The organism is Pseudomonas frederiksbergensis (genome assembly GCF_900105495.1).
In the GTDB taxonomy this organism is placed as follows: domain Bacteria; phylum Pseudomonadota; class Gammaproteobacteria; order Pseudomonadales; family Pseudomonadaceae; genus Aquipseudomonas; species Aquipseudomonas frederiksbergensis.
The window spans coordinates 701,975-728,967 of sequence record NZ_FNTF01000002.1; the positions used below are offsets into that span (position 1 = coordinate 701,975).

Consider the following 26,993-nt stretch of genomic DNA (forward strand, 5'->3'; position numbering starts at 1 on the left):
TGGACACAATGGAAGACACCGACCTGCAAGCGCTGATGGCCAGACTCGAACTGCTAATTAGCCGCGTCGAGCAACTAAAGAGTCAAAACGGACTCCTATTAGCTCAGGAAAAGACCTGGCGCGAGGAACGCGCTCACCTCATTGAAAAGAACGAAATCGCCCGGCGTAAGGTCGAATCAATGATTTCGCGCCTCAAGGCCCTGGAGCAAGACTCATGAGTTCAAGCAATAGCGTTACCGTGCAGATCCTCGATAAAGAATATTCGATCATCTGCCCCCAGGAAGAGCGCAGCAACCTGGTGAGCGCCGCCCGTTACCTGGACGGCAAGATGCGCGAAATCCGCAGCAGCGGCAAAGTCATCGGCGCCGATCGCATCGCCGTGATGGCCGCCCTGAACATCACCCACGATCTTCTGCACAAGGAAGAACGCCCGGATGTACAGGCCAGCGGCTCGACCCGCGAGCAGGTTCGCGACCTGCTGGATCGCGTCGATCTGGTGCTCGCAACCGATCCGGACGTCACCAAGGGCTGAAACGCGAAACCGCTTGGGGTATACTCGCATCACTCCCTGGGGTGCTTGCCAGTTGACCACGTCCCTGAGCCGATTCGCACTACCCTGGAAGTTGCACGTTGGGCTGGTGTGCATGTCCGCTAGACGGAAAGCCTTAAAGCCTACTGCATCTTCCACCTTGAACTTTCGGGTTCAAGGGCTAAGTCAGCAGCGGTTCATCCGGGGAGCCTGATTCCAGTCCGATGCCGGTTTAAATACCGGCATCGGCTTTTTTACGGGTACGCTTTACGTACTTGCCCTTCTGAAGCCGAATTCATGACCGAACCTGCGCTGCTGCCCCGCCCGCAACTTCGACGCATGCTGCGCAAGGCCCGCCGCGCACTGACACCCAGTCAGCAACGCCAGGCCGCTCGCGGGCTGTACAAGCAACTGGCCCAGCAGCCGTTGTTTCGCCGCGCTAAACATATCTCCCTGTATTTGCCCACCGACGGTGAAATCGACCCGCGCATTTTGCTGCGTGCCGCTCAACGTCGGGGCAAGGCGACGTATCTGCCGGTACTCAGCGCCTGGCCAAGAACCAAAATGGTGTTCCAGCGAATTCGCCCCGGCGAAAAACTCAAACCCAACCGCTTCCGTATTCTCGAACCCCGGCACAACCTCGCCCGGCAACGCAAAGTCTGGGCGCTCGATCTGGTGCTGTTGCCATTGGTGGGGTTTGACGATGTCGGCGGACGCCTGGGCATGGGCGGTGGTTTTTATGATCGAAGCCTGGCGTACCTGGCACGACGTAAAAACTGGCGCAAGCCGACGCTATTGGGGCTGGCCCATGAATGTCAGAAGGTCGAACGATTGGCTCAAGCGAGCTGGGATGTGCCGTTACAGGGAACGGTGACAGACAAGGCGCGGTATTTCGCCGGCTAGACGCCACTGGAATCAGCGGCGCCCGAAGACAGGTTCAGCGCTTGAAGGCCGACGGCTGTTGTTGCTGCGCGATTTCGATCGGTGCGTCGGTCTTGTTGCTCCACAGGCTTTGGGCATAGCCGGTAGTCACGACGCCGAGGCCGAACAAAATAACCAAAATCCATAGTAAATCCGGTTTGCGTTTCATCGATTGCCCCCCAAAGGCACATCAACACGATGACAGCAGCGGTTTCCGTTTCAGGTGTAGGCCGTGCAGCAGCGTCAAGCTTAGAAGGCCGGCATTTTGCGACAACGTGAACCGACACGCAAACACTGGCGTCAACCGACCGTCGGTTTGTCATAAAATCCCCGGACAACTTGCCCACCACTTCGCAAGGAGCAAAAACCATGGCTTATTGGCTGATGAAATCCGAGCCCGACGAACTCTCGATCAAGAACCTGGAGACGCTCGGCAAGGCGCGCTGGGACGGGGTTCGCAACTACCAGGCGCGTAATTTTCTGCGGGCCATGGCCGTAGGCGACGAGTTTTTCTTCTATCACTCAAGCTGCCCCGAACCGGGGATCGCCGGGATCGGAAAGATCGTCGAAGCCGCATATCCGGACCCGACGGCGCTGGAGCCGGAAAGCCCTTACTACGATCCGAAAGCCACGGCAGAGAAAAACGCCTGGAGCGCGATCGATGTCGTGCATGTCGAGACGTTTCCCAAGGTGCTTAAGCTGGATTACCTGAAACAGCAGGCGGCGCTGGCCGAGATGCCGCTGGTGCAGAAAGGTTCGCGCCTGTCGGTGATGCCGGTGACAAACGCGCAATGGGCTGCGGTGCTCGATTTACGTTAAATACAGCAGAACCACCCGGTCACCCTCTTTTCAGCACCGAACAGGGTTAGGCTTGGCCCCCAGTTGACTGGTATCAACGCGCCTCGGCGTTCGATCAACCAGACTAGGACGCAACAGCCGCAGGATGCCCGCATGTCTACGCACAGCCGCTCTTCAATTTTTTTCACCAGCGCTTTAATGGTACTGCTGCTGGCCGCCGGTGGTTTTGGCTACTGGAAGTCGATGCATGACCGGTTGCCCGAAGGTTTGTATGTCGGCAACGGCCGTCTCGAAGCCACCGAAGTGCAGATCGCCAGCAAGACATCGGGCCGACTGGCAGAGGTGCTTGTCGATGAAGGCGACAAGGTCACCAAGGGCCAACTGCTGGCCCGCATGGACACCCGCACCCTTGAAGCCCAACGCCACCAGGCCGAAGCTGAAGTGTTGCGCGCCCGGGAAAACCTCAACGCCGCACAAGCCAACGTGCAATTGCGTCAGAGCGAGCAACTGCTGGCCCGGCAGGAACTCAAGCGCTCTCAGGAACTGTTCAAACACGGTTTCGTCAGCGGCCAGATTATCGATCAACAGCAGGCACGTCTCGACACCAGCATCGCTTCGGTCGCCTCGTCTAGAGCCCAGGTGTCAGCCGTTGGCGCAGCGATTGGTGCGGCACAAGCCCAAGTCGCGATGTTGACCAGCGAAATCGATGACAGCAGTTTGCGAGCCCCTATCGACGGAGTGATCCAGCTGCGCATGGCCGAAGCCGGTGAGGTGCTGGGGGCTGGGGGACGCGTATTACTGCTGATCGACCCCAACGATCAATACATGAACCTCTACCTCCCGGCCTCCGTGACTGGACGCCTGGCGGTGGGCGATGAAGCGCGGATTTTGCTCGATGCCCTGCCCGACCGTCCCCTGCCGGCAAAAATCAGCTTTGTGGCTGCCAAGTCGCAATTCACCCCCAAAGAGGTCGAGACCCGCGATGAGCGGCAAAAACTGGTGTTCCGCGTCAAGTTACACCTGACGGATCCCAAGGCAATGCCGCAAGCCAAACCCGGCATGCCCGGTGCTGGCTATGTGCGCACCACCTCCGTTGCCTGGCCGGCCAATCTGCAATGACCGGCCAGGCGGTTCAAGCGACCGGCATCAATCATCGCTACGGCAAACAACAGGCGCTCAGTGACATCACGTTCAGCCTGCCCGCCGGAACCCGTTGCGGGTTGATCGGCCCCGATGGCGCTGGAAAATCGAGTCTGCTGGGGCTGATCGCCGGGGTGAAAACGCTGCAGCAGGGCCATTTGGAAGTGCTCGGCGGCTCAATCCAGGATCGCCGCCATCGCAATACCCTCTATGCGCGCATCGCCTTCATGCCCCAAGGCCTGGGGGGCAACCTTTACCCCGAGTTGTCGATCAGCGAGAACATCCACTTTTTCGCCACCCTGTTCGGCCTGTCAAAAGCTGAATGCGATCAGCGCATGCACAATCTGTTATTGGCCACCGACCTGTTGCGCTTTGCCGAGCGCCCGGCCGGCAAACTGTCCGGCGGCATGAAACAGAAGCTGGGCCTGTGCTGTGCGTTGATCCACGAGCCGGATCTGCTGATCCTTGATGAACCGACAACCGGCGTCGATCCCCTGTCCCGTCGGCACTTCTGGGAACTGATTGACGATGTGCGGCGCCAGCGTCCACAACTGACACTGCTGGTTGCCACCGCGTATATGGAGGAGGCCGAGCAGTTCGAGCATTGCCTGATGCTCGATGGCGGCAAGCTGATTGCCACCGGGTTAAGCAAGGAATTACGGGCAGTCACAACCAGCGGCAAACTCGACGAAGCCTTCACCCACTATCAGGGCGACAGCAGCCACGACCATCAGCCTCTGGTGATCCCGCCTCGAACCGGCACCACCACCGATATCGCTATCGAAGCCCACGCTCTGACCCTGCGCTTCGGCGACTTCACTGCTGTAGACAAGGTCAGTTTTGCCATCGGTCGTGGCGAAATCTTTGGCTTTCTCGGTTCCAACGGCTGTGGCAAAACCACCACAATGAAAGTCCTCACCGGGCTGATACCCGCCAGTGAAGGCAGTGCCACGCTGCTGGGCAATCCGGTGAATGCCAAGGACCTGGCCACCCGCAAACGGGTCGGGTTCATGTCCCAGAGCTTTTCGCTGTATGGCGAACTCAGCGTGCGGCAGAACCTGGATTTGCACGCACGCCTGTTCGACTTGCCCACAACCCAAAGCACACAACGCATCGATGAGCTGATCCAGCGCTTCAACCTGGGCAGCGTTTGCGATCAGCAGTCCGGGGCGCTGCCTTTGGGCTTGCGCCAACGCCTGTCCCTGGCGGTGGCGGTGTTGCATCGCCCGGAAGTATTGATCCTCGACGAACCGACTTCCGGCGTCGACCCGGCGGCGCGGGACGACTTTTGGCGACTGCTGATCGAGTTGTCCCGTGAACAAGGTGTGACCATCTTCCTCTCCACCCATTTCATGAACGAAGCCCAACGTTGCGATCGCATCTCGTTGATGCATGCCGGTAAGGTGCTGGCTTGCGATACGCCGCCAGCACTGCAACAACAGTTCAAAGGCGAAACACTGGAAGCTGCATTTGTCACATGCCTGGAGCAGGCCCAAAACACGCCTGAACCAGCGAAACCTCCAGAGCCTGCGAATGCGCCCGTCATGCCGGCCATGCCCAAGAAAGATCGCGGCTTCAGTCTCGGGCGCCTGATGGCGGTAGCAAGTCGTGAGGGTAAGGAACTGCTGCGCGACAAAGTGCGGATGGCCTTTGCCCTGCTCGGGGCAATTTTCATGATGGTGATCTTCGGCTACGGCATTTCCCTGGACGTAGAGAAACTCGCCTTCGCCGTCTACGATCAGGATCAGACGCCGCAGAGCCGCGCGTATCTGGAAGCCTTTCGCGGCTCTCGGTATTTCGACGAACAACCCTCTATCCGCGATGCCAAAGAGCTGCATCGCCGCCTTCAGCGTTCTGAAATCAAACTGGCACTTGAGATTGCGCCGGGTTTTGGCCGGGACTTGTACGCCGGGCGTCAACCGGTCGTGGCTGCCTGGCTCGATGGTGGCATGCCGTTTCGCGCCGAGACCAGCCGCAACTACGTCGAGGCCGTGCACCTGGCCAATATTGAACAGCTGGCCGAACAGAGCAGCCCCGCGCTGAACCGCCAAGCAGCCGCCCGACTGGAAACCCGCTTCCGCTACAACCAGGACGTGGTCAGCGTCAACGCCATCGGCCCCGGCGTCATGGCGCTGATCCTGGCGTTCATTCCGGCCATGCTGACAGCGCTGGGCATCGTACGGGAGAAAGAACTGGGTTCGATCACCAACTTCTACGCCACGCCGCTGACCCGACTCGAATTCCTGCTGGGCAAACAGGCACCGTATCTGGCAATCAGTCTGATCAACCTCGCGGTGCTAGCCGCGATGAACCGGTGGTTGTTCGGTGTACCGTTCAAGGGCAGCTTCCTGACCCTGACCTTTGGTGGACTGCTTTATGTGCTGGCAACTACCAGCATGGGCCTGTTGATCTCGGCGTTCACCCGAACCCAGATCGCGGCCGTCCTCGGCACCATGATCATCACCAGCTTGCCGACCATCCAGTTCTCCGGGCTGATCGTGCCGCGCTCGTCCCTGGAGGGTGCGGCATCCGTGATGGGCATGCTGTTCCCCGCAGGTCACTTTCTCGATATCGCGGTCGGCACTTTCACCAAGGCCCTGGATATACGACAGCTTTGGCCACAATGCCTGGCACTGTTCGGGTTCTTTCTCGGGTTCACCGGGCTCAGCCTGGCCATGCTGAAAAAGCAGGAGGTTTGATGCACAAGCTCGCGCACATCCTGCGCCTGGGTCTCAAGGAACTCACCAGCCTGCGGCATGACAGCGTCCTGCTGCTGTTCCTCTTCTACGCCTTCACGGTGGCGATCTATATGCCGGCTGCCGGCTCGGTGATCGGCGTGCATAACGCCAGCGTGGCTATCGTGGACGAAGATCACAGCCTAGTGTCGCGACAACTGGCGCAGGCGCTGCAACCGCCGGAGTTTCAACGCCCGGTCTTGCTGCCCTATGGGCAACTCGATCAGGTCATGGACAGCGGCCAGTACACGTTTGTGATCAATGTGCCGGCGAACTTTCAGACGGATTTGTTGGCCGGTCGCCAGCCTGCCGTGCAAGTGAATGTCGACGCCACGGCCATGAGCCAGGCGTTCATGGGGGCGGGTTACATAGGGCGGATTTTCCAGCGCGAATTGTTGAATTACAGCGGCCAGAGCGATGTGGCGAGTAAAGCGCCAGTCCTGCTGACCACTCGCTCGCTGTTCAATACGAATCTGGAGGGAGGCTGGTTCCTGGCGGTGATTCAGATCGTCAATAACATCACCATCCTCGCCATCATCCTGACCGGCACGGCGCTGCTGCGTGAGCGCGAACACGGCACCCTCGACCATTTGCTGGTGCTGCCGCTGACAGCGCTGGAAATCATGCTGGCGAAAATCTGGAGCAACATGCTGGTGGTGGTGCTGTGCACCTGGCTGTCGCTGGAAGTGATCGTCAAAGGTGCGCTCGGCGTGCCGCTGGCCGGCTCGATAACCTTATTTTTACTGGTGACTGCCGTTTATCTGTTCGCCAGCACAGCCCTGGGGATATTCCTCGCGACCCTCGCCCGCTCGACACCGCAGTTCGGCTTGTTGGCGATTCCGGTAATTATCCCGATGTTGCTGCTATCTGGTGGCAGTACGCCACTCGACAGCATGCCGCAATGGCTGCAATGGGTGATGCAGGGTTCGCCATCGACGCACTTCGTCAGCCTCAGTGCCGCGATACTGTTTCGCGACGCCGGGCTGAGCGTGGTCTGGCCGGACTTGCTGGCACTCACGGTCATTGGGCTGCTGTTCTTTGCAATTGCGCTGATGCGGTTTCGCAAGAGTCTGGCGTCCTGAATGCAGGAACACGGCTTGCCGGCGATGGCGGTCAGGTGGGCGCTATCGCGAGCAAGCTTTGCTCCTACGGATCCAGCATTACTGGATGATCAGGTTGTTGAACAACAGATCCTCAACCACCGGGTTGCCGGTTTCGTCGCTCATGATTTGCTGGGTCTGCTTGAGGGCTTCCTGACGCAGCTTTTCCTTGGCCTCGACGTTGTTCATCGCTTCAGTGGTCTGCTGGGCAAACAACGCCACCAGTTGATTACGAATCAACGGTTCGTTGGCTTTCACCAGTTTGGTCGCCTCATCACCGGTCACTCGCAACGCCACATCGGCCTTGTAGACCTTGAGTTTCGGCGTCCCGTCCAGCCCGTAGTTGCCCACGAACGGCGGGCTCAGGGTGATGTAATTGACCTTCGGCGCTGCACCTTCTTTGGCTTCTTCGGCCATCGCTGCCACAGGCAGAGACAGGGCCAGCAACAACATGATCCACGCTTTCACAATTCGCTCCTTATCCGGTTTGCGGCCTAGCATAACGACCCGCCGCTCAAGCACAAGCTTATGGCTGACTATCAGGGCCGGGCATGCTCGTTGACCCATCGACTCACACACCTACACTTATCGGCCATCACTCCCAAAGGAATAGCCCTGATGAAAGCCGTGCTGTGCAAAGCCTTCGGCCCTGCCGAATCGCTGGTGCTGGAAGACGTCGCCAGTCCTGTCGCGAAGAAGAATGAAATCCTGCTGGACGTGCACGCCGCCGGGGTGAATTTCCCGGACACGCTGATCATCGAGGGCAAATACCAGTTCAAACCGCCCTTCCCGTTTTCCCCGGGTGGCGAAGCCGCTGGCGTAGTCAGCCAAGTAGGCGAAAAGGTCAGTCACCTCAAGGTCGGCGACCGGGTCATGGCGCTGACCGGTTGGGGCAGTTTCGCCGAACAGGTCGCGGTGCCGGGCTACAACGTGCTGCCCATTCCGCCATCGATGGATTTCAACACCGCCGCCGCGTTCAGCATGACTTATGGCACTTCGATGCACGCGCTCAAGCAACGGGGAAACCTGCAACCGGGTGAAACCTTGCTGGTACTCGGCGCGTCCGGGGGTGTCGGCCTGGCCGCCGTGGAAATCGGCAAAGCCATGGGCGCCCGCGTGATCGCCGCCGCCAGCAGCGCCGAAAAACTCGCAGTAGCCAAGGCCGCCGGTGCCGATGAGTTGATCAACTACAGCGAAACCAGTCTCAAGGACGAAATCAAGCGCCTGACCGATGGCCAAGGCGCCGACGTGATCTACGACCCGGTCGGCGGCGATCTGTTCGACCAGGCCATCCGCGCCATCGCGTGGAATGGCCGCCTGCTGGTTGTCGGCTTCGCCAGCGGACGCATCCCCGAACTCCCCGTGAACCTCGCGCTGCTCAAAGGCGCAGCGGTGATCGGCGTGTTCTGGGGCTCATTCGCCCAGCGCCAGCCTCAAGACAACGCGGCGAACTTCCAGCAATTGTTTGGCTGGTTCGCCGAGGGCAAGTTGAAGCCGTTGGTGTCGCAAGTGTATCCACTGAGCAATGCGGGGCAGGCGATCAATGATCTTGGCCAGCGCAAAGCGGTCGGGAAAGTGGTGGTTCAGGTTCGCTGAGCCCAATGCAGCGGTCTGGACTTCAAATGAAGTTGTTCAGACCGCTTTTTATTGTCCTGGGAACAAAACGCCACGACTTCCCATACACACGAAGGACATTTCCCAAAGCCTCGTCCTACCCTGGACCGAAATGCTGCACGTAGATCTGCAAGTAACCTTTCCCACAACGCCCTACATTTATACCTGAGCGACATGTTCATAAAAGAACATGCAATCTCCAGCATTTCCGCTATTTGGCCGATGCGAACCGGTGCTATTTTCGGTAACGAAACTGTAACATTCGCATCCGCAGTCAAAACAAGAAATCTGGAGCTCTTGAATGTTTGCTTTCTTTCGTCCTGCCGCACATCAGGCTCCATTGCCTGAAGAAAAAATAGACAACACCTACCGACGCCTTCGCTGGCAGATCTTCGCCGGTATTTTTATCGGCTACGCCGGCTATTACCTGCTGCGCAAAAACTTCTCCCTGGCCATGCCCTATCTGATCGAAGAGGGCTATACACGCGGCGAGTTGGGCCTGGCGCTGTCGGCCATTGCCATTGCCTATGGCCTGTCCAAGTTCCTGATGGGCATTGTGTCCGACCGTTCCAATCCGCGCTTCTTCCTGCCCTTCGGCCTGCTGGTATCGGCCGGTGTGATGTTCATTTTCGGCTTCGCGCCCTGGGCGACGTCCAGCGTGACCATCATGTTCATCCTGCTCTTTATCAATGGCTGGGCCCAGGGCATGGGTTGGCCGCCGAGTGGGCGGACGATGGTGCACTGGTGGTCGCAGAAGGAACGCGGTGGCGTAGTGTCCTTGTGGAACGTGGCGCATAACGTCGGTGGCGGCCTGATCGGCCCGCTGTTCCTGCTCGGCATGGGCCTGTTCAATGACTGGCATGCAGCGTTTTACGTGCCAGCGGCGGTCGCCATGGCGGTGGCGGTGTTTGCCTTCGTCACCATGCGCGACACCCCGCAATCGGTGGGCCTGCCGCCGATCGAGAAGTACAAGAACGACTATCCGGAAGGCTACGACGCCAGCCACGAAGAAGAATTCAGCGCCAAGGAAATCTTCGTCAAGTACGTGCTGCGCAACAAAATGCTCTGGTACATCGCCCTGGCCAACGTCTTCGTCTACCTGTTGCGCTACGGCGTGCTGGACTGGGCACCGACCTACCTCAAGGAAGCCAAGGGTTTCACCGTGGATAAAACCTCGTGGGCCTACTTCTTCTACGAATGGGCAGGTATTCCGGGCACGCTGCTCTGTGGCTGGATGTCGGACAAGATCTTCCGTGGCAACCGTGGCCTGACCGGCATGGTGTTCATGGCGTTGGTGACCGTGGCGACCCTTGTGTACTGGCTGAACCCGGCCGGCAACCCGACAGTCGACATGATCGCGCTCGTCTCGATCGGCTTCCTGATTTACGGCCCGGTGATGCTGATCGGCCTGCAAGCGCTGGAATTGGCGCCGAAGAAAGCCGCCGGTACGGCAGCGGGCTTCACGGGTCTGTTCGGTTATCTGGGGGGTTCGGTCGCGGCCAGTGCAGCGATGGGCTACACCGTGGACCACTTCGGTTGGGATGGCGGTTTCGTCTTACTGATCGGCGCGTGCCTGCTGGCGATGGCGTTCCTGGCGCCGACGCTGTGGCACAAACAAGTCGCCAGTCAGAGCCGCGAAGCAATCGCCTGATCGGTCTTTGATTTGCAGCGCTTGAGCCGCGCCTCCAGATTCCGGTCTGGCATGGCGTGGCTACGCAGGGCGTGGGCGGTCTGCTCGACATAATCGCGAGTCGTGCCGTAACGCCCGCAAGCGTTTTCGAACACATGACTCAGCACGTGATCCGGCAAGTTGCCCGCATAGCTGGGCAGATGCCGCTCCAACACGAACCCCAACGCCTGAACCTGACTTCCGTCTTCAAGACGGCAGTTGAGCCAGTGTGGGCGATAGGACGGGAATGGCATTTCGCGCTGCCAAAGTGCGTAAAGAGAGGCTTCAAGTTGTTCTTCCGGCAAGCGATAGGCGAAGCCGCTGCAAGAACCACCGCGATCCAGGCCGAATACCAGCCCAGGCACTTCGGGTGTGCCGCGATGTTCGTGGGACCACAAATACAAACCGCGATGGTAGCCATGCACACGACCCCGCACTCGCTCCACCGCTGCACATTCAGGACGCCAGATCAGCGAACCGTAAGCGAACAGCCACACCGGCCCGCCCTTGTGGCGCGCCATGGTCGACTGCATTGAGCTGACTAATTGTTCGTGCGTGAGCTGCGGCCCCAGATCGAGCTGCGGAGGGTAAGCCAGATTCAAAAAAGCAGATTCAATGGCGCTCATGGCGATTAGCGTTCAGCTCCCCGCGGGTGAAGAATTACTTAATAGAACGCACCGCTGTAACAATAAGGCACATAAGTTTTAAGGCAATTTAAGTGCCACGGCACAGTTCTTAAATAATTGCCTGAATGACATATAACCTACCGGCATTTATATAATTTTATAAATACCGATCGGCTATATAGAGAGTTATAACGATTAAGAGCGGGGGATCAAAATCGCGGATCAAGATCGCGGCGCGTACGCAAATACATCTGCGCGCATTTGATGGGCATCCATCCCAGCTTCGACCAAAGCATCCAGCGTGCCGTAGACCATGGCCGGAGAGCCGCTGGCGTAGACATGCAAGGGTTTCAGATCGGGGAAGTCCTCGCACACCGCCTCATGCAGCATCCCGCAGCGCCCCTGCCAGCTGCATTGATCGCTGACGACTTTATGCAGGAACAGGTTGGGCAGTTTCAGCCATTCGTCCCAATGTTCGATGGCATAAAAGTCTTCAGGACGACGCACGCCCCAATACAGATGCACCGGATGCTTGAAGCCCTTGGCGCGGCAATGTTCGATCAGGCTATGGATCTGGCCCATGCCGGTGCCCGCGGCAATCAGCACCAGTGGACCGTCCGGCAGTTCCGCCAGATGGGTGTCGCCGAATGGCATTTCGATCCGCACCATTGGGTTGCGTTGCAACTGGTCGATCAGGCTCAGCGCACTGCTTTCGCGCGCCAGTACATGAATTTCCAGATCACGCCCGCCATGCGGTGCCGATGCCAGGGAGAATGCGGATTTCTCCCCATTCTCGCGCTCGATCATCAAGTACTGGCCGGCGTGATAACGCGGTGGCTTGCCAGCCGGAGCTCGCAGACGTACACGCCAGGTATCGCCGCCGACGTCCCTGCACTCAATGACCTGACATGACAAGCTGCGCACCGGCAATTCTCCCAGCGCGAGCACGCCATCCCACAGCACGATGCAGTCTTCCAGCGGCTCTGCAATGCAAGTGTAGAACTCGCCATGGTCGCGCACACCGCCTTCCTGTTCGACCCGCCCTTCCACCAACAGCGCGGCGCACACGTGGCAATTGCCGTTTCGACAGCTTTGCGGGCATTCATAGCCCAGACGCCGTGCGCCGTCGAGAATCCGCTCGCCGGGCAGAATCTCTAGCACTGCTCCGGAGGGCTGCAAGGTTACACGCATCAATCTATTCCTAACTGATTCCAGATGGCATCGATCCGCTGGGTAACGGCTTCGTCCTTGACGATCACCCGGCCCCACTCGCGAGTGGTTTCGCCCGGCCATTTATTCGTGGCATCGAGCCCCATCTTCGAACCCAGGCCGGAAACCGGCGAGGCGAAGTCCAGGTAATCGATCGGCGTGTTGTCGATCATCACCGTGTCGCGCTTGGGGTCCATGCGCGTGGTGATGGCCCAGATCACGTCGTTCCAGTCGCGTGCGTTGATGTCGTCATCACAGACGATAACGAACTTGGTGTACATGAACTGTCGCAAAAACGACCAGACACCGAGCATTACCCGCTTGGCATGGCCAGGATACGACTTCTTCATGGTCACGATGGCCATGCGATACGAGCAGCCTTCGGGCGGCAGGTAGAAGTCAGTGATTTCGGGGAACTGCTTCTGCAGGATCGGCACGAACACTTCGTTCAGTGCCACACCGAGAATCGCCGGCTCATCCGGCGGACGACCCGTATAGGTACTGTGGTAAATCGGTTTGATCCGGTGGGTGATGCGCTCGACCGTGAACACCGGGAAGCTGTCGACTTCGTTGTAGTAACCGGTGTGGTCGCCGTACGGGCCTTCATCGGCCATCTCGCCCGGATGGATTACGCCTTCAAGGATGATCTCCGCGGTGGCCGGCACTTGCAGGTCGTTGCCACGGCACTTCACCAGTTCGGTGCGGTTGCCACGCAACAAGCCAGCGAAAGCGTATTCGGAAAGGCTGTCCGGTACAGGTGTTACAGCGCCGAGAATCGTTGCCGGGTCAGCGCCCAATGCCACGGACACCGGGAACGGCTGGCCAGGGTGCTTCTCGCACCACTCGCGGTAATCCAGCGCGCCGCCACGATGACTGAGCCAACGCATGATGACCTTGTTGCGGCCGATCACTTGTTGACGGTAGATACCGAGGTTCTGGCGGTCCTTGTTCGGGCCTTTGGTGACGGTCAGGCCCCAGGTGATCAGCGGGCCGACGTCGCCCGGCCAGCAGGTCTGCACCGGCAGCATCGCGAGGTCGACGTCGTCGCCTTCGATGACGATTTCCTGGCACACCGCGTCTTTGACGACTTTCGGCGCCATGGCGATGATCTTGCGGAAGATCGGCAGCTTGGACCAGGCATCTTTCAGGCCTTTCGGCGGTTCGGGCTCCTTGAGGAACGCCAGCAGCTTGCCGATCTCGCGCAATTCGCTGACCGCTTCTGCGCCCATGCCCAGCGCCACGCGCTCAGGGGTGCCGAACAGGTTGCCTAGCACCGGGATGTCATATCCCGTGGGCTTTTCGAAAAGCAGGGCCGGACCTTTGGCACGCAGGGTGCGGTCGCAGACCTCGGTCATTTCGAGCACTGGGGACACCGGAACCTGGATGCGCTTGAGTTCGCCGCGCTTTTCCAGACCGCTGATAAAGTCGCGCAAGTCGCGATACTGCATGCGTGAGCCTCGTATTGGCCGTGCCGTTCGGGGGTGGCAGTTTAGCGCCGAACCCCTCTGTTCAGAACCACGAACTGCCGGTTCATCAAAAATCAGATAGCAAAAAGCCGGGTTTCCCCGGCTTCTTGGCCTTATCGACTTACTTGCGTTTCATCGACAGGAAGAACTCATCGTTGGTCTTGGTCGTTTTCAGCTTGTCGACCAGGAACTCGATGGCAGCGATTTCGTCCATCGGGTGCAGGAGCTTGCGAAGAATCCACATGCGCTGCAACTCGTCGTCGGCGGTCAGCAACTCTTCGCGGCGGGTGCCGGAACGGTTGATGTTGATGGCCGGGAACACGCGTTTTTCAGCGATGCGGCGATCCAGCGGCAGTTCCATGTTGCCCGTGCCTTTGAATTCTTCGTAGATCACTTCGTCCATCTTCGAGCCGGTTTCAACCAGCGCGGTGGCGATGATGGTCAGCGAACCGCCTTCTTCGATGTTCCGTGCGGCGCCGAAGAAACGTTTCGGTTTCTCCAGGGCGTGGGCATCGACACCACCGGTGAGTACCTTGCCGGAGCTCGGGATCACGGTGTTGTAGGCGCGAGCCAGACGGGTGATGGAGTCGAGCAGGATCACCACGTCCTTCTTGTGTTCGACCAGGCGCTTGGCCTTCTCGATCACCATTTCGGCAACCTGCACGTGGCGGGTTGGCGGCTCATCGAACGTCGAGGCAACCACTTCGCCGCGCACGGTGCGCTGCATTTCGGTCACTTCTTCTGGACGTTCGTCGATCAGCAATACGATCAAATGAACTTCAGGATTGTTACGTGCGATGTTTGCCGCGATGTTCTGCAGCATGATGGTTTTACCGGCTTTCGGCGGTGCAACGATCAGACCGCGCTGGCCTTTACCGATCGGGGCGCACAGGTCGATGACACGACCGGTCAAGTCTTCGGTGGAACCGTTGCCGGCTTCCATCTTCATGCGCACAGTCGGGAACAGCGGGGTCAGGTTCTCGAAGAGAATCTTGTTTTTCGCATTCTCGGGACGATCGTAGTTGATCGTGTCGACCTTGAGCAGCGCGAAATAACGCTCGCCTTCCTTTGGTGGACGGATCTTGCCAACGATGGTGTCACCGGTGCGCAAGTTGAAGCGACGGATCTGACTCGGCGAGACGTAGATATCGTCTGGGCCGGCAAGATAGGAAGCGTCAGCGGAGCGAAGGAAGCCGAAGCCGTCCTGGAGAATCTCCAGCACGCCATCACCGGAAATTTCCTCGCCGCTTTTAGCGTGCTTTTTGAGCAGGGAGAAAATCACGTCCTGCTTGCGCGAACGGGCCATATTTTCTATGCCCATCTGTTCGGCCAATTCGAGCAGTTCGGTAATCGGCTTTTGCTTGAGTTCAGTCAGATTCATATAGGAATGACGTAATCATTTATGGAGGGGGGGAAATTAAGCTTTTGGGCTTAATGAGGCCGCGCCGCAGAGAAGGCGACAGGATCGCGTACTTATTCGAAAAGGAGTGCGTCGGCGACGGCTAGCAGGGGGCAATGGAGAAACCAGTGCGGGGCCGAATGTACCACCTGAGTTTCGGAGCGTCTAGCCCTCAATAACGAAAAGGCCCCGCGATGTGCGGGGCCTTTTTGATGACGCTTAAACGACGCTTAGATGTTGGCGTCGAGGAAAGCAGCCAGTTGCGACTTCGACAGTGCGCCGACCTTGGTCGCTTCAACGTTGCCGTTCTTGAACAACATCAGGGTCGGGATACCACGCACGCCATGCTTGGCCGGAGTTTCCTGGTTTTCGTCGATGTTCAGTTTGGCAACGGTCAGCTTGCCTTTGTAGGTTTCAGCAATTTCGTCCAGAACAGGAGCGATCATTTTGCAAGGGCCGCACCATTCAGCCCAGTAGTCGACCAGTACAGCGCCTTCGGCCTTGAGGACGTCGACGTCGAAGCTAGCGTCGGTGACGTGTTTGATAAGATCGCTGCTCATGGAAGTCTCCAGGTTGTAAGCAAAAAAACGTGGCCCATCATAGCCGCCCTTCCCTCGTTCAGGAAGGTGCAGATGATTGAGTCTCGCTATGGTGCCGCATGAGTTTGGGTATAGCTCAAGTCACGAGGTGGCGGGAGCGACGAAGGCAATTCCAGTGCGCAGTGCCGCGTTACGTACATGTTCGTGCATGGCCTTCTGCGCTGCGCCGGAGGCCCGCCGGGTCAGTGCGCGGAGGATTTTGCGGTGCTCCTGCCAGGTTTCCATGGCCCGCTCGGCCCGGATGAACGGTAGCTTTTGGCTCTCTAGAAAGATGTCGGCGCTGGCGGTCAGGATGCTCAGCATCGCCTGATTGCCGCTCGCCAGCAGGATGCGTCGGTGAAACTCGAAATCCAGCCGCGCCGCTGCCTCGAAGTCGCCGGCCTTCAATTCGAGGCGCATGGCGGCGACGTTATCTTCCAGCGCATCGAGCTCGTGAGTGCTCAGGGTCACCGCCGCCAAACCGGCGGCAAAACCTTCCAGGGCATAGCGCAACTGGAAGATGTCCAGCGGCGAGGCCTGGGCCGCGAACGGCCAACTCAACCCCGCATCACCTCGCGGCAAATCAACCGGTGACTGCACGAACACGCCTTTGCCCGGCTGGATGCTGATCACCCCTAACGCGCTCAATGACGACAACGCTTCGCGCAGCGACGCGCGGCTGACGCCCAATTGCACCGCCAAATCCCGTTGCGAGGGCAAGGCATCGCCCGGCCCGAAACCTTGCTCGGTGATCAGTTTACGGATGGCTTGCAGCGCCACTTCAGGTACGGCGCGAGAGATCGAGTTCATGGTTTTTCAGACGAACCAGGCCAATGAGCGGTCAGTTGTAAAGCTATTCACGACGCCCGGCAAGTCGTGCCCCATGGGGGTTCGGAGAAATCCGGCAATGCGCTATCGGGGTGCGAAACGCCGCCAAACTGTTCAGACCAGTAAGACCGAACGAATCCAGCAAAACCGCGGCCTGCGGCATCCAAAACCGACTCTTGGCACGGCCCATGCTCTGTCGATCCGCAGAATTCACTTCTCGCCGATTCGGAGATTTGCCATGACCCAGCGTTACAGCGCCCTCCTCGCCGCCCTGTTTGCCAGCCTGATGCTGAGCCAGGCGCCCGCCCACGCCGACGGTCTGGAGGATGTGGTCAAGCGCGGCGTCCTCAAGGTGGCCGTGCCTCAGGATTTCCCGCCCTTCGGCTCGGTCGGCCCGGACATGAAGCCGCGCGGCCTTGATATCGATACTGCAAAACTGCTGGCCGACCAACTCAAGGTCAAACTCGAGCTGACGCCAGTCAACAGCACCAACCGCATTCCGTTCCTGACCACCGGCAAGGTCGATCTGGTGATCTCCAGCCTCGGCAAGAACCCCGAGCGCGAGAAAGTCATCGATTTCTCCCGTGCCTACGCACCGTTCTACCTCGCCGTGTTCGGTCCGCCAGACGCCAGCATCAAAAGCCTGGACGATCTCAAGGGCAAAACCATCAGTGTCACCCGTGGCGCTATCGAAGACATCGAGCTGACCAAAGTCGCGCCCGAAGGCGTGACCATCAAGCGCTTCGAAGACAACAACTCGACCATCGCCGCCTACCTCGCCGGGCAAGTTGACCTGATCGCCAGCGGCAACGTGGTGATGGTGACCATCAGCGAGCGCAACCCGAAGCGCATTCCGGCGCTGAAAGTGAAGCTCAAGGATTCGCCAGTCTATGTCGGCGTGAATAAAAACGAGCCGGCGCTGCTGGACAAGGTCAACCAGATCCTCGCCACTGCCAAGACCGACGGCGCGCTGGAGAAGAACTCCCGGACCTGGCTCAAAGAGCCGCTGCCGGCCGATCTCTGATCGTCGTTGCGGAGACTGAACATGGCTTATCAGTTCGACTTTCTACCGGTGGTACACAACACCGACCTGCTGCTGCGCGGTGCGCTGTTCACCCTTGAACTGACAGCCATCGGCGCGGTGCTCGGGGTGAGTCTGGGCATCGTCGGGGCGCTGGTGCGGGCGTGGAACATCCGTCCGTTCGCCGGCATTTTTGCGGTCTACGTCGAGTTGATCCGCAACACGCCCTTTCTGGTGCAATTGTTTTTCATCTTCTTCGGCCTGCCGTCACTGGGCGTGCAGATCTCGGAATGGCAGGCGGCGGTGCTGGCGATGGTGATCAACCTGGGCGCCTATTCCACCGAGATCATCCGCGCCGGTATCCAGGCGATCCCCCGAGGACAGCTGGAAGCGGCCGCCGCGTTGGCGATGACTCGGTTCGAAGCCTTTCGCCATGTGGTGCTGCTGCCGGCACTGGGCAAGGTTTGGCCTGCGTTGAGCAGCCAGATCATCATCGTCATGCTGGGTTCGGCGGTCTGCTCGCAGATCGCCACCGAAGAGCTGAGCTTCGCCGCCAATTTCATTCAGTCGCGCAACTTCCGCGCCTTTGAGACTTACGCACTGACCACGTTGCTCTACCTGTGCATGGCGCTGCTGATCCGCCAGTTGTTGAACTGGATTGGCCGCCGATTCATTGCGAGGAGCAGCCAATGAGCGATTTCACTTTCTGGGACGTCGTACGCAACCTGCTCACAGGCCTGCAATGGACCTTGGCGCTGTCGCTGGTAGCGTTTATCGGTGGCGGACTGATCGGCTTGCTGATCATGGTCATGCGGATCTCGAAAAAGTCCCTGCCGCGCAGCTTTGCCCGCACCTATATCGAACTGTTCCAGGGCACGCCGCTGTTGATGCAGCTGTTTCTGGTGTTCTTCGGCGTGGCGCTGGCCGGGGTGGAGATTTCGCCGTGGATGGCCGCGGCGATTGCCCTGACGCTGTTCACCAGCGCCTACCTGGCGGAGATCTGGCGTGGTTGCGTCGAATCGATCCCTAACGGCCAGTGGGAAGCCTCGTCGAGCCTGGCGCTGAACCCGCTGGAGCAACTGCGCTACGTGATCCTGCCGCAAGCGCTGCGGATCGCCGTAGCGCCGACCGTGGGCTTCTCGGTGCAAGTGGTCAAAGGCACCGCCGTCACCTCGATCATCGGCTTCACCGAACTGACCAAGACCGGCGGCATGCTCGCCAACGCGACCTTCGAACCGTTCATGGTCTACGGCTTGGTGGCGCTCGGTTACTTCCTGCTCTGCTACCCCTTGTCCCTCAGTGCGCGCTATCTGGAAAGGAGACTGCATGCCTCTGCTTAGAATTTCCGCCCTGCATAAATATTACGGCGACCACCATGTACTCAAAGGCATCGACCTGAGCGTCGAGGAAGGCCAGGTGGTGGCGATCATCGGCCGCAGCGGTTCGGGCAAATCCACTTTGTTGCGCACCCTTAATGGCCTGGAATCGATCAACGACGGCGTGATCGAAGTCGACGGCGAATACCTCGACGCCGCCCGTGCCGATCTGCGCAGCTTGCGACAGAAAGTCGGGATGGTGTTTCAGCAGTTCAACCTGTTCCCACACCTGACGGTCGGCGAGAACGTGATGCTCGCGCCGCAGGTTGTGCAAAAAGTGCCAAAGGCCAAAGCGGCCGAACTGGCGCGGGAGATGCTGGAGCGGGTCGGATTGGGGGAAAAATTCGATGCCTTCCCGGATCGATTGTCTGGCGGGCAGCAACAGCGGGTGGCGATCGCCCGGGCGCTGGCGATGTCGCCGAAGGTCTTGCTGTGCGATGAGATTACCTCGGCGCTGGACCCGGAATTGGTCAATGAAGTGCTGAGCGTGGTCCGGCAACTGGCCAAGGAAGGGATGACGTTGATCATGGTTACCCATGAGATGCGCTTTGCCCGGGAGGTTGGGGATAAGTTGGTGTTCATGCATCAGGGCAAGGTGCATGAGGTGGGGGATCCGAAGATGTTGTTTGCCAATCCGCAAACGGCGGAGCTGGCGAATTTCATTGGGACGGTTGAGGCGGCGGGCTGAGGGATCTTCGGCGCCTGCAAGGCCGCCTTCGCGGGCAAGCCCGCTCCCACAGGGTTCTCTGCTGGAACGCGATGGTGTGTTCGACGCAAAAACCTGTGGGAGCGGGCTTGCCCGCGAAGAGGCCATTCGCAACACCTCGGATGCCCCGCGGTAAAAGATCGCAGCCTTCGGCAGCTCCTACGCGTTGGCGTCAGCGTTTGATCGTGGCACGATGTCGGGGTTATCGACCGAGACCCCCTGACCATGCCGCAATCCCAAGCCAAGAATCTGTCCCTGATCGCCGCAATCGACCTGGGCTCCAACAGCTTTCACATGGTCGTGGCCAAGGCCCAGAACGGCGAAATCCGAATTCTCGAGCGTCTCGGGGAGAAGGTTCAGCTGGCCGCCGGCATCGACGATGAGCGCCAGCTCAGTGAAGAGTCCATGCAACGCGGGCTCGATTGCCTGAAGCGTTTCGCCCAACTGATCAACGGTATGCCGACCGGCGCCGTGCGGATCGTCGGCACCAACGCGCTGCGTGAAGCCCGTAACCGTGCCGAGTTCATCCACCGCGCCGAAGAAATTCTCGGCCACCCGGTGGAAGTCATCTCCGGCCGTGAAGAAGCGCGCCTGATCTACCTCGGCGTTTCCCACACCCTCGCCGACACCCCGGGCAAACGCCTGGTGGCCGACATCGGCGGTGGCAGTACCGAATTCATCATCGGCCAGCGCTTCGAACCGCTGCTGCGCGAAAGCCTGCAAATGGGCTGCGTCAGCTACACCCAGCGCTATTTCAAGGATGGCAAGATCACCCCGGCCCGCTACGCCCAGGCGTACACCGCGGCGCGGCTGGAGATCATGAGCATCGAACACGCCCTGCATCGCCTGACCTGGGATGAAGCCATCGGCTCCTCGGGCACCATCCGTGCCATTGGCCTGGCGCTGAAGGCCGGCGGTCATGGCACTGGCGAGGTCAACGCCGAAGGCCTGGCCTGGCTCAAGCGCAAGCTGTTCAAACTGGGCGATGTCGACAAGATCGATTTCGAAGGCATCAAGCCCGACCGCCGGGCGATCTTCCCGGCGGGCCTGGCAATTCTTGAAGCGATCTTCGACGCGCTCGAGCTGAAACGCATGGACCACTGTGAAGGTGCCCTGCGCGAAGGCGTGCTCTATGACCTGTTGGGCCGTCATCATCACGAAGACGTCCGTGAACGCACCCTCAGCTCGTTGATGGAGCGTTATCACGTCGATCTGGAACAAGCGGCGCGCGTTGAGCGCAAGGCGCTGCATGCCTTCGATCAAGTGGCCGAGGATTGGGAGCTGGATGACGGCGTCTGGCGCGAACTGCTGGGTTGGGCGGCCAAGGTCCATGAAGTGGGCCTGGACATCGCCCACTATCAGTATCACAAGCACGGCTCCTACCTGATCGAGCACTCGGACCTGGCCGGGTTCTCCCGCGAAGACCAGTTGATGCTCGCGCTGCTGGTGCGCGGCCACCGCCGCAATATTCCCCGGGACAGGTTTGCCGATTTCGGCGATGAAGGCATCAAGCTGATTCGCCTGTGCGTGCTGCTGCGCTTTGCGATTCTGTTCCATCACATCCGTGGCACCCAGGAAATGCCCCAGGTCGTGCTGCACGCCAACGGCGACAGTCTTGATGTGCAGTTCCCGGAGAACTGGCTGGACGAAAACCAGCTGACCCAGGCCGACTTCGCCCTTGAAGCGGAGTGGCTGACCCGGGTCGGCTTTGTGCTTAACGTTCGCTGAAAATGAAAAAGGCCTTCTTCGGAAGGCCTTTTTTTGTGTCCGCAATTCAGCAAACGACGCAAACCCATGTGGGAGCGAGCTTATGTGGCGAGGGGGCTTATGTGGCGAGGGGGCTTGCCCCCGTTGGGTCGCGAAGCGGCCCCAGAATCTGCGGTCGTGGTGTATCAGGTACACCGCGTGCAATGTTCTACGACTGCTACGCAGCCGAACGGGGGCAAGCCCCCTCGCCACACAGGGTTTGCGCGTTAACGGACCGCCAGAATCGGGCTACCCAAACGCTCCAGCAACGTCGCCTGCGCGCTGCGCGGGTTCTGGTTGCCGGTCGGCGTATTGCGGATGTAACGGCCGTCCGCCTGCAGGCTCCAGCTGTGAGTGTTATCGGTGAGATACAGCTCCAGCTCTTTCTTGACCCGCATGATCAGCTTCTTGCCCTCGACCGGGAAGCAAGTCTCGACGCGCTTGTCGAGGTTGCGCTCCATCCAGTCGGCGCTGGACAGGAACATCTGCTCTTCGCCGCCATTGAGGAAGTAGAAGACCCGGGTGTGCTCCAGGAAACGCCCGATGATCGAGCGCACGTGGATGTTGTGCGAAACCCCGGCGATGCCCGGACGCAGGCAGCACATGCCGCGCACCACCAGATCGATACGCACCCCGGACTGACTGGCCTTGTACAACGCACGGATGATCTTCGGATCGGTCAGCGAGTTGAACTTGGCGATGATGTGCGCCGGTTTGCCGTCGAGGGCGAACTGGGTCTCCCGGGCAATCATGTCGAGCATGCCCTTCTTCAACGTGAACGGCGCATGCAGCAACTTTTTCATGCGCAGAGTCTTGCCCATGCCGATCAGTTGGCTGAACAGTTTGCCGACGTCTTCACACAAGGCGTCATCCGAGGTCAGCAAGCTGTAGTCGGTGTACAGACGGGCGTTGGCCGCGTGGTAGTTGCCGGTGCCCAAGTGGGCGTAACGGACAATCTCGCCGGCCTCGCGACGCAAGATCAGCATCATCTTGGCGTGGGTCTTGAAGCCGACCACGCCGTAAATCACCACCGCACCGGCCGCTTGCAGACGGCTGGCCAGTTGCAGGTTGGACTCTTCGTCGAACCGCGCACGCAATTCGATCACCGCAGTGACTTCCTTGCCGTTACGCGCCGCATCGACCAGCGCATCGACGATTTCCGAGTTGGCGCCGGAGCGATACAGGGTCTGGCGGACCGCCAATACATGCGGGTCCTTGGCAGCCTGGCGCAGCAGGTCGACCACCGGAGTGAAGGACTCGAACGGGTGCAGCAACAGGATGTCCTGCTTGCTGATCACGCTGAAGATGTTCTCGCTGTTTTGCAGCAGTTTCGGGATCTGCGGGGTAAACGGCGTGTATTGCAGCGCTCGCTGACTGTCCAGACCGGTGATGCTGAACAGACGGGTCAGGTTGACCGGCCCGTTGACCTGATACAGCTCGGTCTCGTGCAGGTTGAACTGCTTGAGCAAGTAGTCGGACAGGTGTTTCGGGCACGTGTCGGCCACTTCCAGACGCACCGCGTCACCGTAGCGACGCGAGAACAACTCGCCGCGCAGGGCGCGGGCCAGGTCTTCTACATCTTCGGTGTCGACGGCGAGGTCGGCGTTTCGGGTCAGCCGGAACTGGTAGCAGCCCTTGACCTTCATGCCCTGGAACAGGTCATCGGCATGCGCATGGATCATCGACGACAGGAACACGTAATTGTCGCCAGCGCCGCCCACTTCTTCCGGCAACTTGATGACCCGCGGCAGCAGACGTGGCGCCGGAATGATCGCCAGACCGGAATCGCGGCCGAAGGCGTCGATGCCTTCGAGCTCGACGATGAAGTTCAGGCTCTTGTTCACCAGCAACGGGAACGGGTGCGTCGGGTCGAGGCCGATCGGGGTGATGATCGGCGCGATCTCGTCGCGGAAATAGCGGCGCACCCAGGTTTTGATCTTGGTGGTCCAGTGACGCCGACGGATGAAGCGGACCTGATGTTTTTCCAGCTCCGGCAACAGAATGTCGTTGAGGATCGCGTACTGGCGGTCGACGTGACCGTGTACCAGCTCGCTGATGCGGGCCAGGGCCTGATGCGGTTGCAGGCCATCGGCACCGGCCTGTTCACGGGCGAAGGTGATCTGCTTCTTCAGGCCGGCCACACGGATTTCGAAGAACTCGTCCAGGTTGCTGGAGAAGATCAGCAGAAACTTCAGCCGCTCCAGCAACGGATAGGACTCATCCAGCGCCTGCTCCAGCACGCGGATGTTGAACTGCAGTTGCGAGAGCTCGCGATGGATGTACAGGCTGCTGTCATCCAGGCCGGGAATGGCAATCGCTGGCGCCGCTACAACGGGCTCGGCCACCACCGCGGGTGGAGCAGGCTCCAGCTCCGGCGGGGTTTCGGCGATTGGCTCCACCACAGGTTGAGCGTCTTTTACGGCAACTTCAGTGAGCACTTCGGTATTCATCGAATGTTCCTGGGAGGGCTATTTTTGCTCTCGTAACAATTGAGCAGCACGGACGGCAAAGTACGTCAGGATGCCATCAGCGCCTGCACGTTTAAAAGCGGTCAGGGATTCGAGGATAACCCCTTCGCTCAACCAGCCATTCTGGATCGCCGCCATGTGCATGGCATATTCACCGCTGACCTGATAGACAAAGGTCGGCACTTTAAATTCTTCTTTTACCCGGTAAAGGATGTCCAGATACGGCATGCCTGGCTTGACCATGACCATGTCCGCGCCTTCTGACAAGTCCGCCGCCACTTCGTGCAGGGCTTCGTTGCTGTTGGCCGGGTCCATCTGATAGGAGGCCTTGTTGGCCTTGCCCAGGTTCAGCGCCGAACCGACCGCATCGCGGAACGGGCCGTAATAGGCGCTGGCGTATTTGGCCGAGTAAGCCATGATCCGCACGTTGACGTGATCGGCCAGCTCCAGCGCTTCGCGGATCGCCTGAATGCGACCGTCCATCATGTCCGAAGGCGCCACCACCTGAGCGCCGGCTTCGGCGTGGGACAGGGCCTGTTTAACCAGTGCGTCGACGGTAATGTCGTTCTGCACGTAGCCTTCTTCGTCGAGGATGCCATCCTGGCCATGAGTGGTGAACGGGTCCAGGGCGACGTCAGTGATCACACCCAACTCCGGGAACCGGTCACGCAGGGCGCGGGTGGCGCGCTGGGCGATGCCGTTGGGGTTCCAGGCTTCGGCGGCGTCCAGAGACTTGAGCTCTGGCGGCGTCACCGGGAACAGCGCCAGTGCCGGAATCCCCAGCTCGACCCACTTGGCCGCTTCTTCAAGCAACAGATCGATGGTCAGGCGCTCGACGCCCGGCATCGACGCCACCGCTTCGCGACGGTTTTCACCGTCCAGCACGAACACCGGCAGGATTAAATCATCGACGGTCAAAACGTTTTCACGGACCAGTCGACGCGAGAAATCATCACGGCGATTGCGACGCAGGCGGGTTGCTGGGAACAAACGGTTGGCGGGGGTAAAGCTCACGGCAGACTCCTGAGCCCGCGCTGGCGGGCGAGCGTGACAGTTATAAGCGGCCATTATGACGAACACATGACAGTTGTGCTTAGCCCTGTGACACGTAGCCGCATTCCATTGTCCTTGTAGGAAATGTTCACGTCGAGACACATTTGGACACTTTCATGAATGTTGCCGAAGGGTTAGGCTGCGCGTTCATTTCGCCAGCATCCAGACAATGCTCCAACAATTTCTTCAGGAATTCGGCTACTTCGCCCTCTTTCTCGGCACGTTTTTCGAAGGCGAAACCATTCTGGTGCTCGCCGGCTTCCTTGCGTTCCGCGGATACATGGACCTCAAAGTGGTGATGATCGTGGCGTTCCTCGGCAGTTATGCCGGTGATCAGCTGTGGTATTTCCTGGGGCGCAAGCACGGCCGCAAGTTGCTGGCACGCAAACCGCGCTGGCAATTGATGGGCGACCGGGCACTGGAACACATCCGCCGGCACCCGGACATCTGGGTACTGAGCTTCCGCTTTGTCTATGGCCTGCGCACGGTGATGCCGGTGGCGATCGGCCTGTCGGGCTATCCGCCAGGACGTTATCTGCTGCTCAACGGGATTGGTGCCGCGATCTGGGCCACCGCGCTGGCTGCCGCCGCCTATCACTTCGGCGCGGTACTCGAAGGCATGCTCGGCAGCGTCAAGAAGTACGAGCTGTGGGTGCTTGGCGCCCTGTTGGTACTGGGCTTTTGCCTTTGGTTGCGCCGACGCCTCAAGAACGCCCGTCTGGCGAAGAAGATCTACGCCGACGAGCAGGCCGCACTGGCCAAATCTGCCGAGACTAAGACGCCAGCCGAGTGAAACGGTTTCTGCAACAGTAGAGACCGATACCACTGAGCAGGCTGTAGCTCAGCAGGCCGACCCAGCCTGCCGCGCTGGCCGGCCACAGCCCAACGACCGGCGCCAGCCACACCAGCGGCACATTCGACGCCAGGCGCAGCAGCTCCAGCTTCAGCGCCCACGGGCGATTCTCCAGGGCCACGCCCAACGTAAACAACCCCAGCGCCACGGCACTCCAGCCGAGCACCAGCGCGGCGGTTGGCAAACCCTGCTCCAGGTTCATCAAGTAGCTGCCCAGCGCGATGTAGACGCAGAACTGCAACACGACGTACAGCTGCTGACGTCCGTCCAGCGGCACCTCGAATTTACGGAACTGACTCAGGTCAGGCTTGTTCATCGGGTATCTGGCCGCCACATCCGCCGGCCGCCAACCGGTGCGCATGAACCAGATGCGCACCTTGTCCCATTTGCTTTGCGCACGCCGCGCGTCATCCCACAGCTGCGCGTAGAACTGCACGTTCGCCCACAACGGGTTCCAGCTCGCCAGTGGCGTGGTCACGCCGAAAATCACCGGTTCGTTATCGTCCTCTTCCTGGAACGAGCCAAATAGACGGTCCCAAATAATGAACACCCCGCCGTAGTTGCGATCCATGTAGAGAGCGTTCTGTGCATGGTGGGCCCGATGATTGGACGGCGTGACGAAGAACCACTCGAACCAGCCGAGCTTGGGAATGTGTTTGGTATGCACCCAGAATTGGTACAGCAGGTTCAGCGAGGCGACGCTGATGAACACCAGCAGCGGCACGCCGAGCACAGCCATCGGCAGGTAGAAAATCCAGCTCAACAGGAAGCCGGTACTGGTCTGGCGCAACGCCGTGGACAGGTTGTAGTCCTCGCTCTGGTGATGCACCGAATGCGCCGCCCAGAGAATGTTGCGTTCGTGGCCCATGCGATGCAGCCAGTAGTAGCAGAAGTCGTAGAGGACGAAGGCGAATACCCAGACCCAAACGCTGTCGGCCGAGAGTTCGAACAGCGCCAGGTGCTTGAGGGCAAACGCATACGTCACCAAGCCGACGCCTTTGGTCAACAGGCCGGTGGTGGTCGACAGCACGCCGGTGCTTATGCTGTTGATCGCATCCGCCACGCGATAATTGCTCACCCCGCGCCAACGGTCGGCCAGCAGTTCGACGGCAATCAGCACAAAGAAAAACGGCACCGCATACAGAATGAAGTCCATGA

The 26,993-nt window shown here is 59.6% G+C and carries 26 protein-coding genes and 1 other RNA gene; 16 read left to right on the forward strand and 11 right to left on the reverse strand.

Annotated elements, in window-relative coordinates; genetic code table 11:
- Positions 1-8: 8 nt before the first annotated feature.
- The 4 genes from BLW70_RS03875 (at position 9) to BLW70_RS03890 (ending at position 1,432) form a co-directional block, all read left to right on the forward strand.
- Entirely contained in the window at positions 9-218 is a 210-nt protein-coding gene (locus BLW70_RS03875) for a TIGR02449 family protein (protein ID WP_007942437.1), read from the forward strand.
- On the forward strand, positions 215-532 hold the full coding sequence (locus tag BLW70_RS03880) for a cell division protein ZapA (protein ID WP_007942435.1): 318 nt from the start codon (positions 215-217) through the stop codon (positions 530-532). The genes BLW70_RS03875 and BLW70_RS03880 overlap by 4 nt, the downstream gene beginning before the upstream one ends.
- A gap of 30 nt (positions 533-562) precedes the next feature.
- Positions 563-741, forward strand: a non-coding RNA gene (gene ssrS / locus BLW70_RS03885) — 6S RNA.
- Between the two features lie 85 nt (positions 742-826).
- Positions 827-1,432, forward strand: a complete 606-nt coding sequence (locus BLW70_RS03890) for a 5-formyltetrahydrofolate cyclo-ligase (protein ID WP_074871830.1) — start codon at positions 827-829, stop codon at positions 1,430-1,432.
- A 34-nt stretch (positions 1,433-1,466) separates the two neighbouring features.
- Here the strand turns inward: BLW70_RS03890 and BLW70_RS30770 are convergent, their stop codons facing one another.
- Positions 1,467-1,619, reverse strand: coding sequence for a hypothetical protein (locus BLW70_RS30770; RefSeq protein ID WP_008024268.1), 153 nt, complete (start codon positions 1,617-1,619; stop codon positions 1,467-1,469).
- A gap of 200 nt (positions 1,620-1,819) precedes the next feature.
- On the opposite strand from BLW70_RS30770, the gene BLW70_RS03895 reads away from it, so the two are divergent.
- From BLW70_RS03895 to BLW70_RS03910, 4 genes are all read left to right on the forward strand, one after another.
- On the forward strand, positions 1,820-2,269 hold the full coding sequence (locus BLW70_RS03895) for an EVE domain-containing protein (RefSeq protein ID WP_074871832.1): 450 nt from the start codon (positions 1,820-1,822) through the stop codon (positions 2,267-2,269).
- A 132-nt stretch (positions 2,270-2,401) separates the two neighbouring features.
- Positions 2,402-3,367: an HlyD family secretion protein gene (locus BLW70_RS03900; protein WP_074871834.1), complete on the forward strand. Its 966-nt coding sequence runs from the start codon at positions 2,402-2,404 to the stop codon at positions 3,365-3,367.
- Positions 3,364-6,087 carry a ribosome-associated ATPase/putative transporter RbbA gene (gene rbbA, locus BLW70_RS03905; protein ID WP_074871835.1) on the forward strand — a complete coding sequence of 908 codons (2,724 nt, stop codon included), beginning with the start codon at positions 3,364-3,366 and terminating at the stop codon, positions 6,085-6,087. The genes BLW70_RS03900 and rbbA overlap by 4 nt, the downstream gene beginning before the upstream one ends.
- Entirely contained in the window at positions 6,087-7,205 is a 1,119-nt protein-coding gene (locus BLW70_RS03910; RefSeq protein WP_074871837.1) for an ABC transporter permease, read from the forward strand. The genes rbbA and BLW70_RS03910 overlap by 1 nt, the downstream gene beginning before the upstream one ends.
- A 78-nt stretch (positions 7,206-7,283) precedes the next feature.
- On the opposite strand, the gene BLW70_RS03915 is transcribed toward BLW70_RS03910, so the two are convergent.
- Complete coding sequence (locus BLW70_RS03915; protein ID WP_074871839.1) at positions 7,284-7,691, reverse strand: flagellar basal body-associated protein FliL; 408 nt, start codon at positions 7,689-7,691, stop codon at positions 7,284-7,286.
- Positions 7,692-7,841: 150 nt separating this feature from the next.
- Here BLW70_RS03915 and BLW70_RS03920 point away from each other — a divergent pair, with 150 nt between their 5' ends.
- Together BLW70_RS03920 and glpT are read left to right on the forward strand one after the other, a co-directional pair.
- A complete protein-coding gene (locus BLW70_RS03920) occupies positions 7,842-8,819 on the forward strand; it encodes an NADPH:quinone oxidoreductase family protein (protein ID WP_074871841.1) in 978 nt (325 codons plus the stop codon).
- Between the two features lie 319 nt (positions 8,820-9,138).
- The gene (gene glpT, locus BLW70_RS03925) at positions 9,139-10,488 is read left to right on the forward strand and encodes a glycerol-3-phosphate transporter (RefSeq protein ID WP_074871843.1); all 1,350 of its coding nucleotides are present in this window, start codon (positions 9,139-9,141) and stop codon (positions 10,486-10,488) included.
- Here glpT and BLW70_RS03930 read toward each other — a convergent pair.
- The 6 genes from BLW70_RS03930 to BLW70_RS03955 all read right to left on the reverse strand — a co-directional run bounded on the left by BLW70_RS03930 (position 10,464) and on the right by BLW70_RS03955 (position 16,594).
- Entirely contained in the window at positions 10,464-11,132 is a 669-nt protein-coding gene (locus tag BLW70_RS03930) for a gamma-glutamylcyclotransferase (protein ID WP_074871845.1), read from the reverse strand. The two genes, glpT and BLW70_RS03930, sit on opposite strands and share 25 nt — an antisense overlap.
- A gap of 222 nt (positions 11,133-11,354) precedes the next feature.
- On the reverse strand, positions 11,355-12,323 hold the full coding sequence (locus tag BLW70_RS03935; protein ID WP_074871847.1) for a CDP-6-deoxy-delta-3,4-glucoseen reductase: 969 nt from the start codon (positions 12,321-12,323) through the stop codon (positions 11,355-11,357).
- On the reverse strand, positions 12,323-13,789 hold the full coding sequence (gene ubiD / locus BLW70_RS03940; protein WP_074871848.1) for a 4-hydroxy-3-polyprenylbenzoate decarboxylase: 1,467 nt from the start codon (positions 13,787-13,789) through the stop codon (positions 12,323-12,325). Before ubiD ends, BLW70_RS03935 begins: the two co-directional genes overlap by 1 nt.
- A 139-nt stretch (positions 13,790-13,928) precedes the next feature.
- Positions 13,929-15,188 (reverse strand): transcription termination factor Rho, encoded by a 1,260-nt coding sequence (gene rho, locus BLW70_RS03945; protein WP_007942421.1) that lies wholly within the window; start codon positions 15,186-15,188, stop codon positions 13,929-13,931.
- A gap of 248 nt (positions 15,189-15,436) precedes the next feature.
- The gene (gene trxA, locus BLW70_RS03950; protein WP_008150340.1) at positions 15,437-15,766 is read right to left on the reverse strand and encodes a thioredoxin TrxA; all 330 of its coding nucleotides are present in this window, start codon (positions 15,764-15,766) and stop codon (positions 15,437-15,439) included.
- A gap of 120 nt (positions 15,767-15,886) precedes the next feature.
- On the reverse strand, positions 15,887-16,594 hold the full coding sequence (locus BLW70_RS03955; RefSeq protein ID WP_074871849.1) for a FadR/GntR family transcriptional regulator: 708 nt from the start codon (positions 16,592-16,594) through the stop codon (positions 15,887-15,889).
- Positions 16,595-16,850: 256 nt separating this feature from the next.
- Here BLW70_RS03955 and BLW70_RS03960 point away from each other — a divergent pair, with 256 nt between their 5' ends.
- The 5 genes from BLW70_RS03960 (at position 16,851) to ppx (ending at position 21,443) form a co-directional block, all read left to right on the forward strand.
- On the forward strand, positions 16,851-17,636 hold the full coding sequence (locus tag BLW70_RS03960; RefSeq protein WP_033060641.1) for a transporter substrate-binding domain-containing protein: 786 nt from the start codon (positions 16,851-16,853) through the stop codon (positions 17,634-17,636).
- Between the two features lie 21 nt (positions 17,637-17,657).
- Positions 17,658-18,326 carry an amino acid ABC transporter permease gene (locus BLW70_RS03965; protein ID WP_074871851.1) on the forward strand — a complete coding sequence of 223 codons (669 nt, stop codon included), beginning with the start codon at positions 17,658-17,660 and terminating at the stop codon, positions 18,324-18,326.
- Complete coding sequence (locus BLW70_RS03970; protein ID WP_033060645.1) at positions 18,323-18,973, forward strand: amino acid ABC transporter permease; 651 nt, start codon at positions 18,323-18,325, stop codon at positions 18,971-18,973. The genes BLW70_RS03965 and BLW70_RS03970 overlap by 4 nt, the downstream gene beginning before the upstream one ends.
- Positions 18,960-19,697 (forward strand): amino acid ABC transporter ATP-binding protein, encoded by a 738-nt coding sequence (locus BLW70_RS03975; RefSeq protein ID WP_056738775.1) that lies wholly within the window; start codon positions 18,960-18,962, stop codon positions 19,695-19,697. Before BLW70_RS03970 ends, BLW70_RS03975 begins: the two co-directional genes overlap by 14 nt.
- Before the next feature lie 243 nt (positions 19,698-19,940).
- Complete coding sequence (gene ppx / locus BLW70_RS03980) at positions 19,941-21,443, forward strand: exopolyphosphatase (protein ID WP_074871853.1); 1,503 nt, start codon at positions 19,941-19,943, stop codon at positions 21,441-21,443.
- Between the two features lie 245 nt (positions 21,444-21,688).
- Here the strand turns inward: ppx and ppk1 are convergent, their stop codons facing one another.
- Together ppk1 and hemB are read right to left on the reverse strand one after the other, a co-directional pair.
- Complete coding sequence (ppk1, locus tag BLW70_RS03985) at positions 21,689-23,911, reverse strand: polyphosphate kinase 1 (RefSeq protein ID WP_074871855.1); 2,223 nt, start codon at positions 23,909-23,911, stop codon at positions 21,689-21,691.
- A gap of 18 nt (positions 23,912-23,929) precedes the next feature.
- On the reverse strand, positions 23,930-24,943 hold the full coding sequence (gene hemB / locus BLW70_RS03990; RefSeq protein ID WP_007899362.1) for a porphobilinogen synthase: 1,014 nt from the start codon (positions 24,941-24,943) through the stop codon (positions 23,930-23,932).
- A 208-nt stretch (positions 24,944-25,151) separates the two neighbouring features.
- Here hemB and BLW70_RS03995 point away from each other — a divergent pair, with 208 nt between their 5' ends.
- Entirely contained in the window at positions 25,152-25,775 is a 624-nt protein-coding gene (locus BLW70_RS03995) for a DedA family protein (protein ID WP_074871857.1), read from the forward strand.
- Here the strand turns inward: BLW70_RS03995 and BLW70_RS04000 are convergent.
- Positions 25,756-26,991, reverse strand: a complete 1,236-nt coding sequence (locus BLW70_RS04000) for a sterol desaturase family protein (protein WP_074871859.1) — start codon at positions 26,989-26,991, stop codon at positions 25,756-25,758. The two genes, BLW70_RS03995 and BLW70_RS04000, sit on opposite strands and share 20 nt — an antisense overlap.
- Positions 26,992-26,993: the final 2 nt, after the last annotated feature.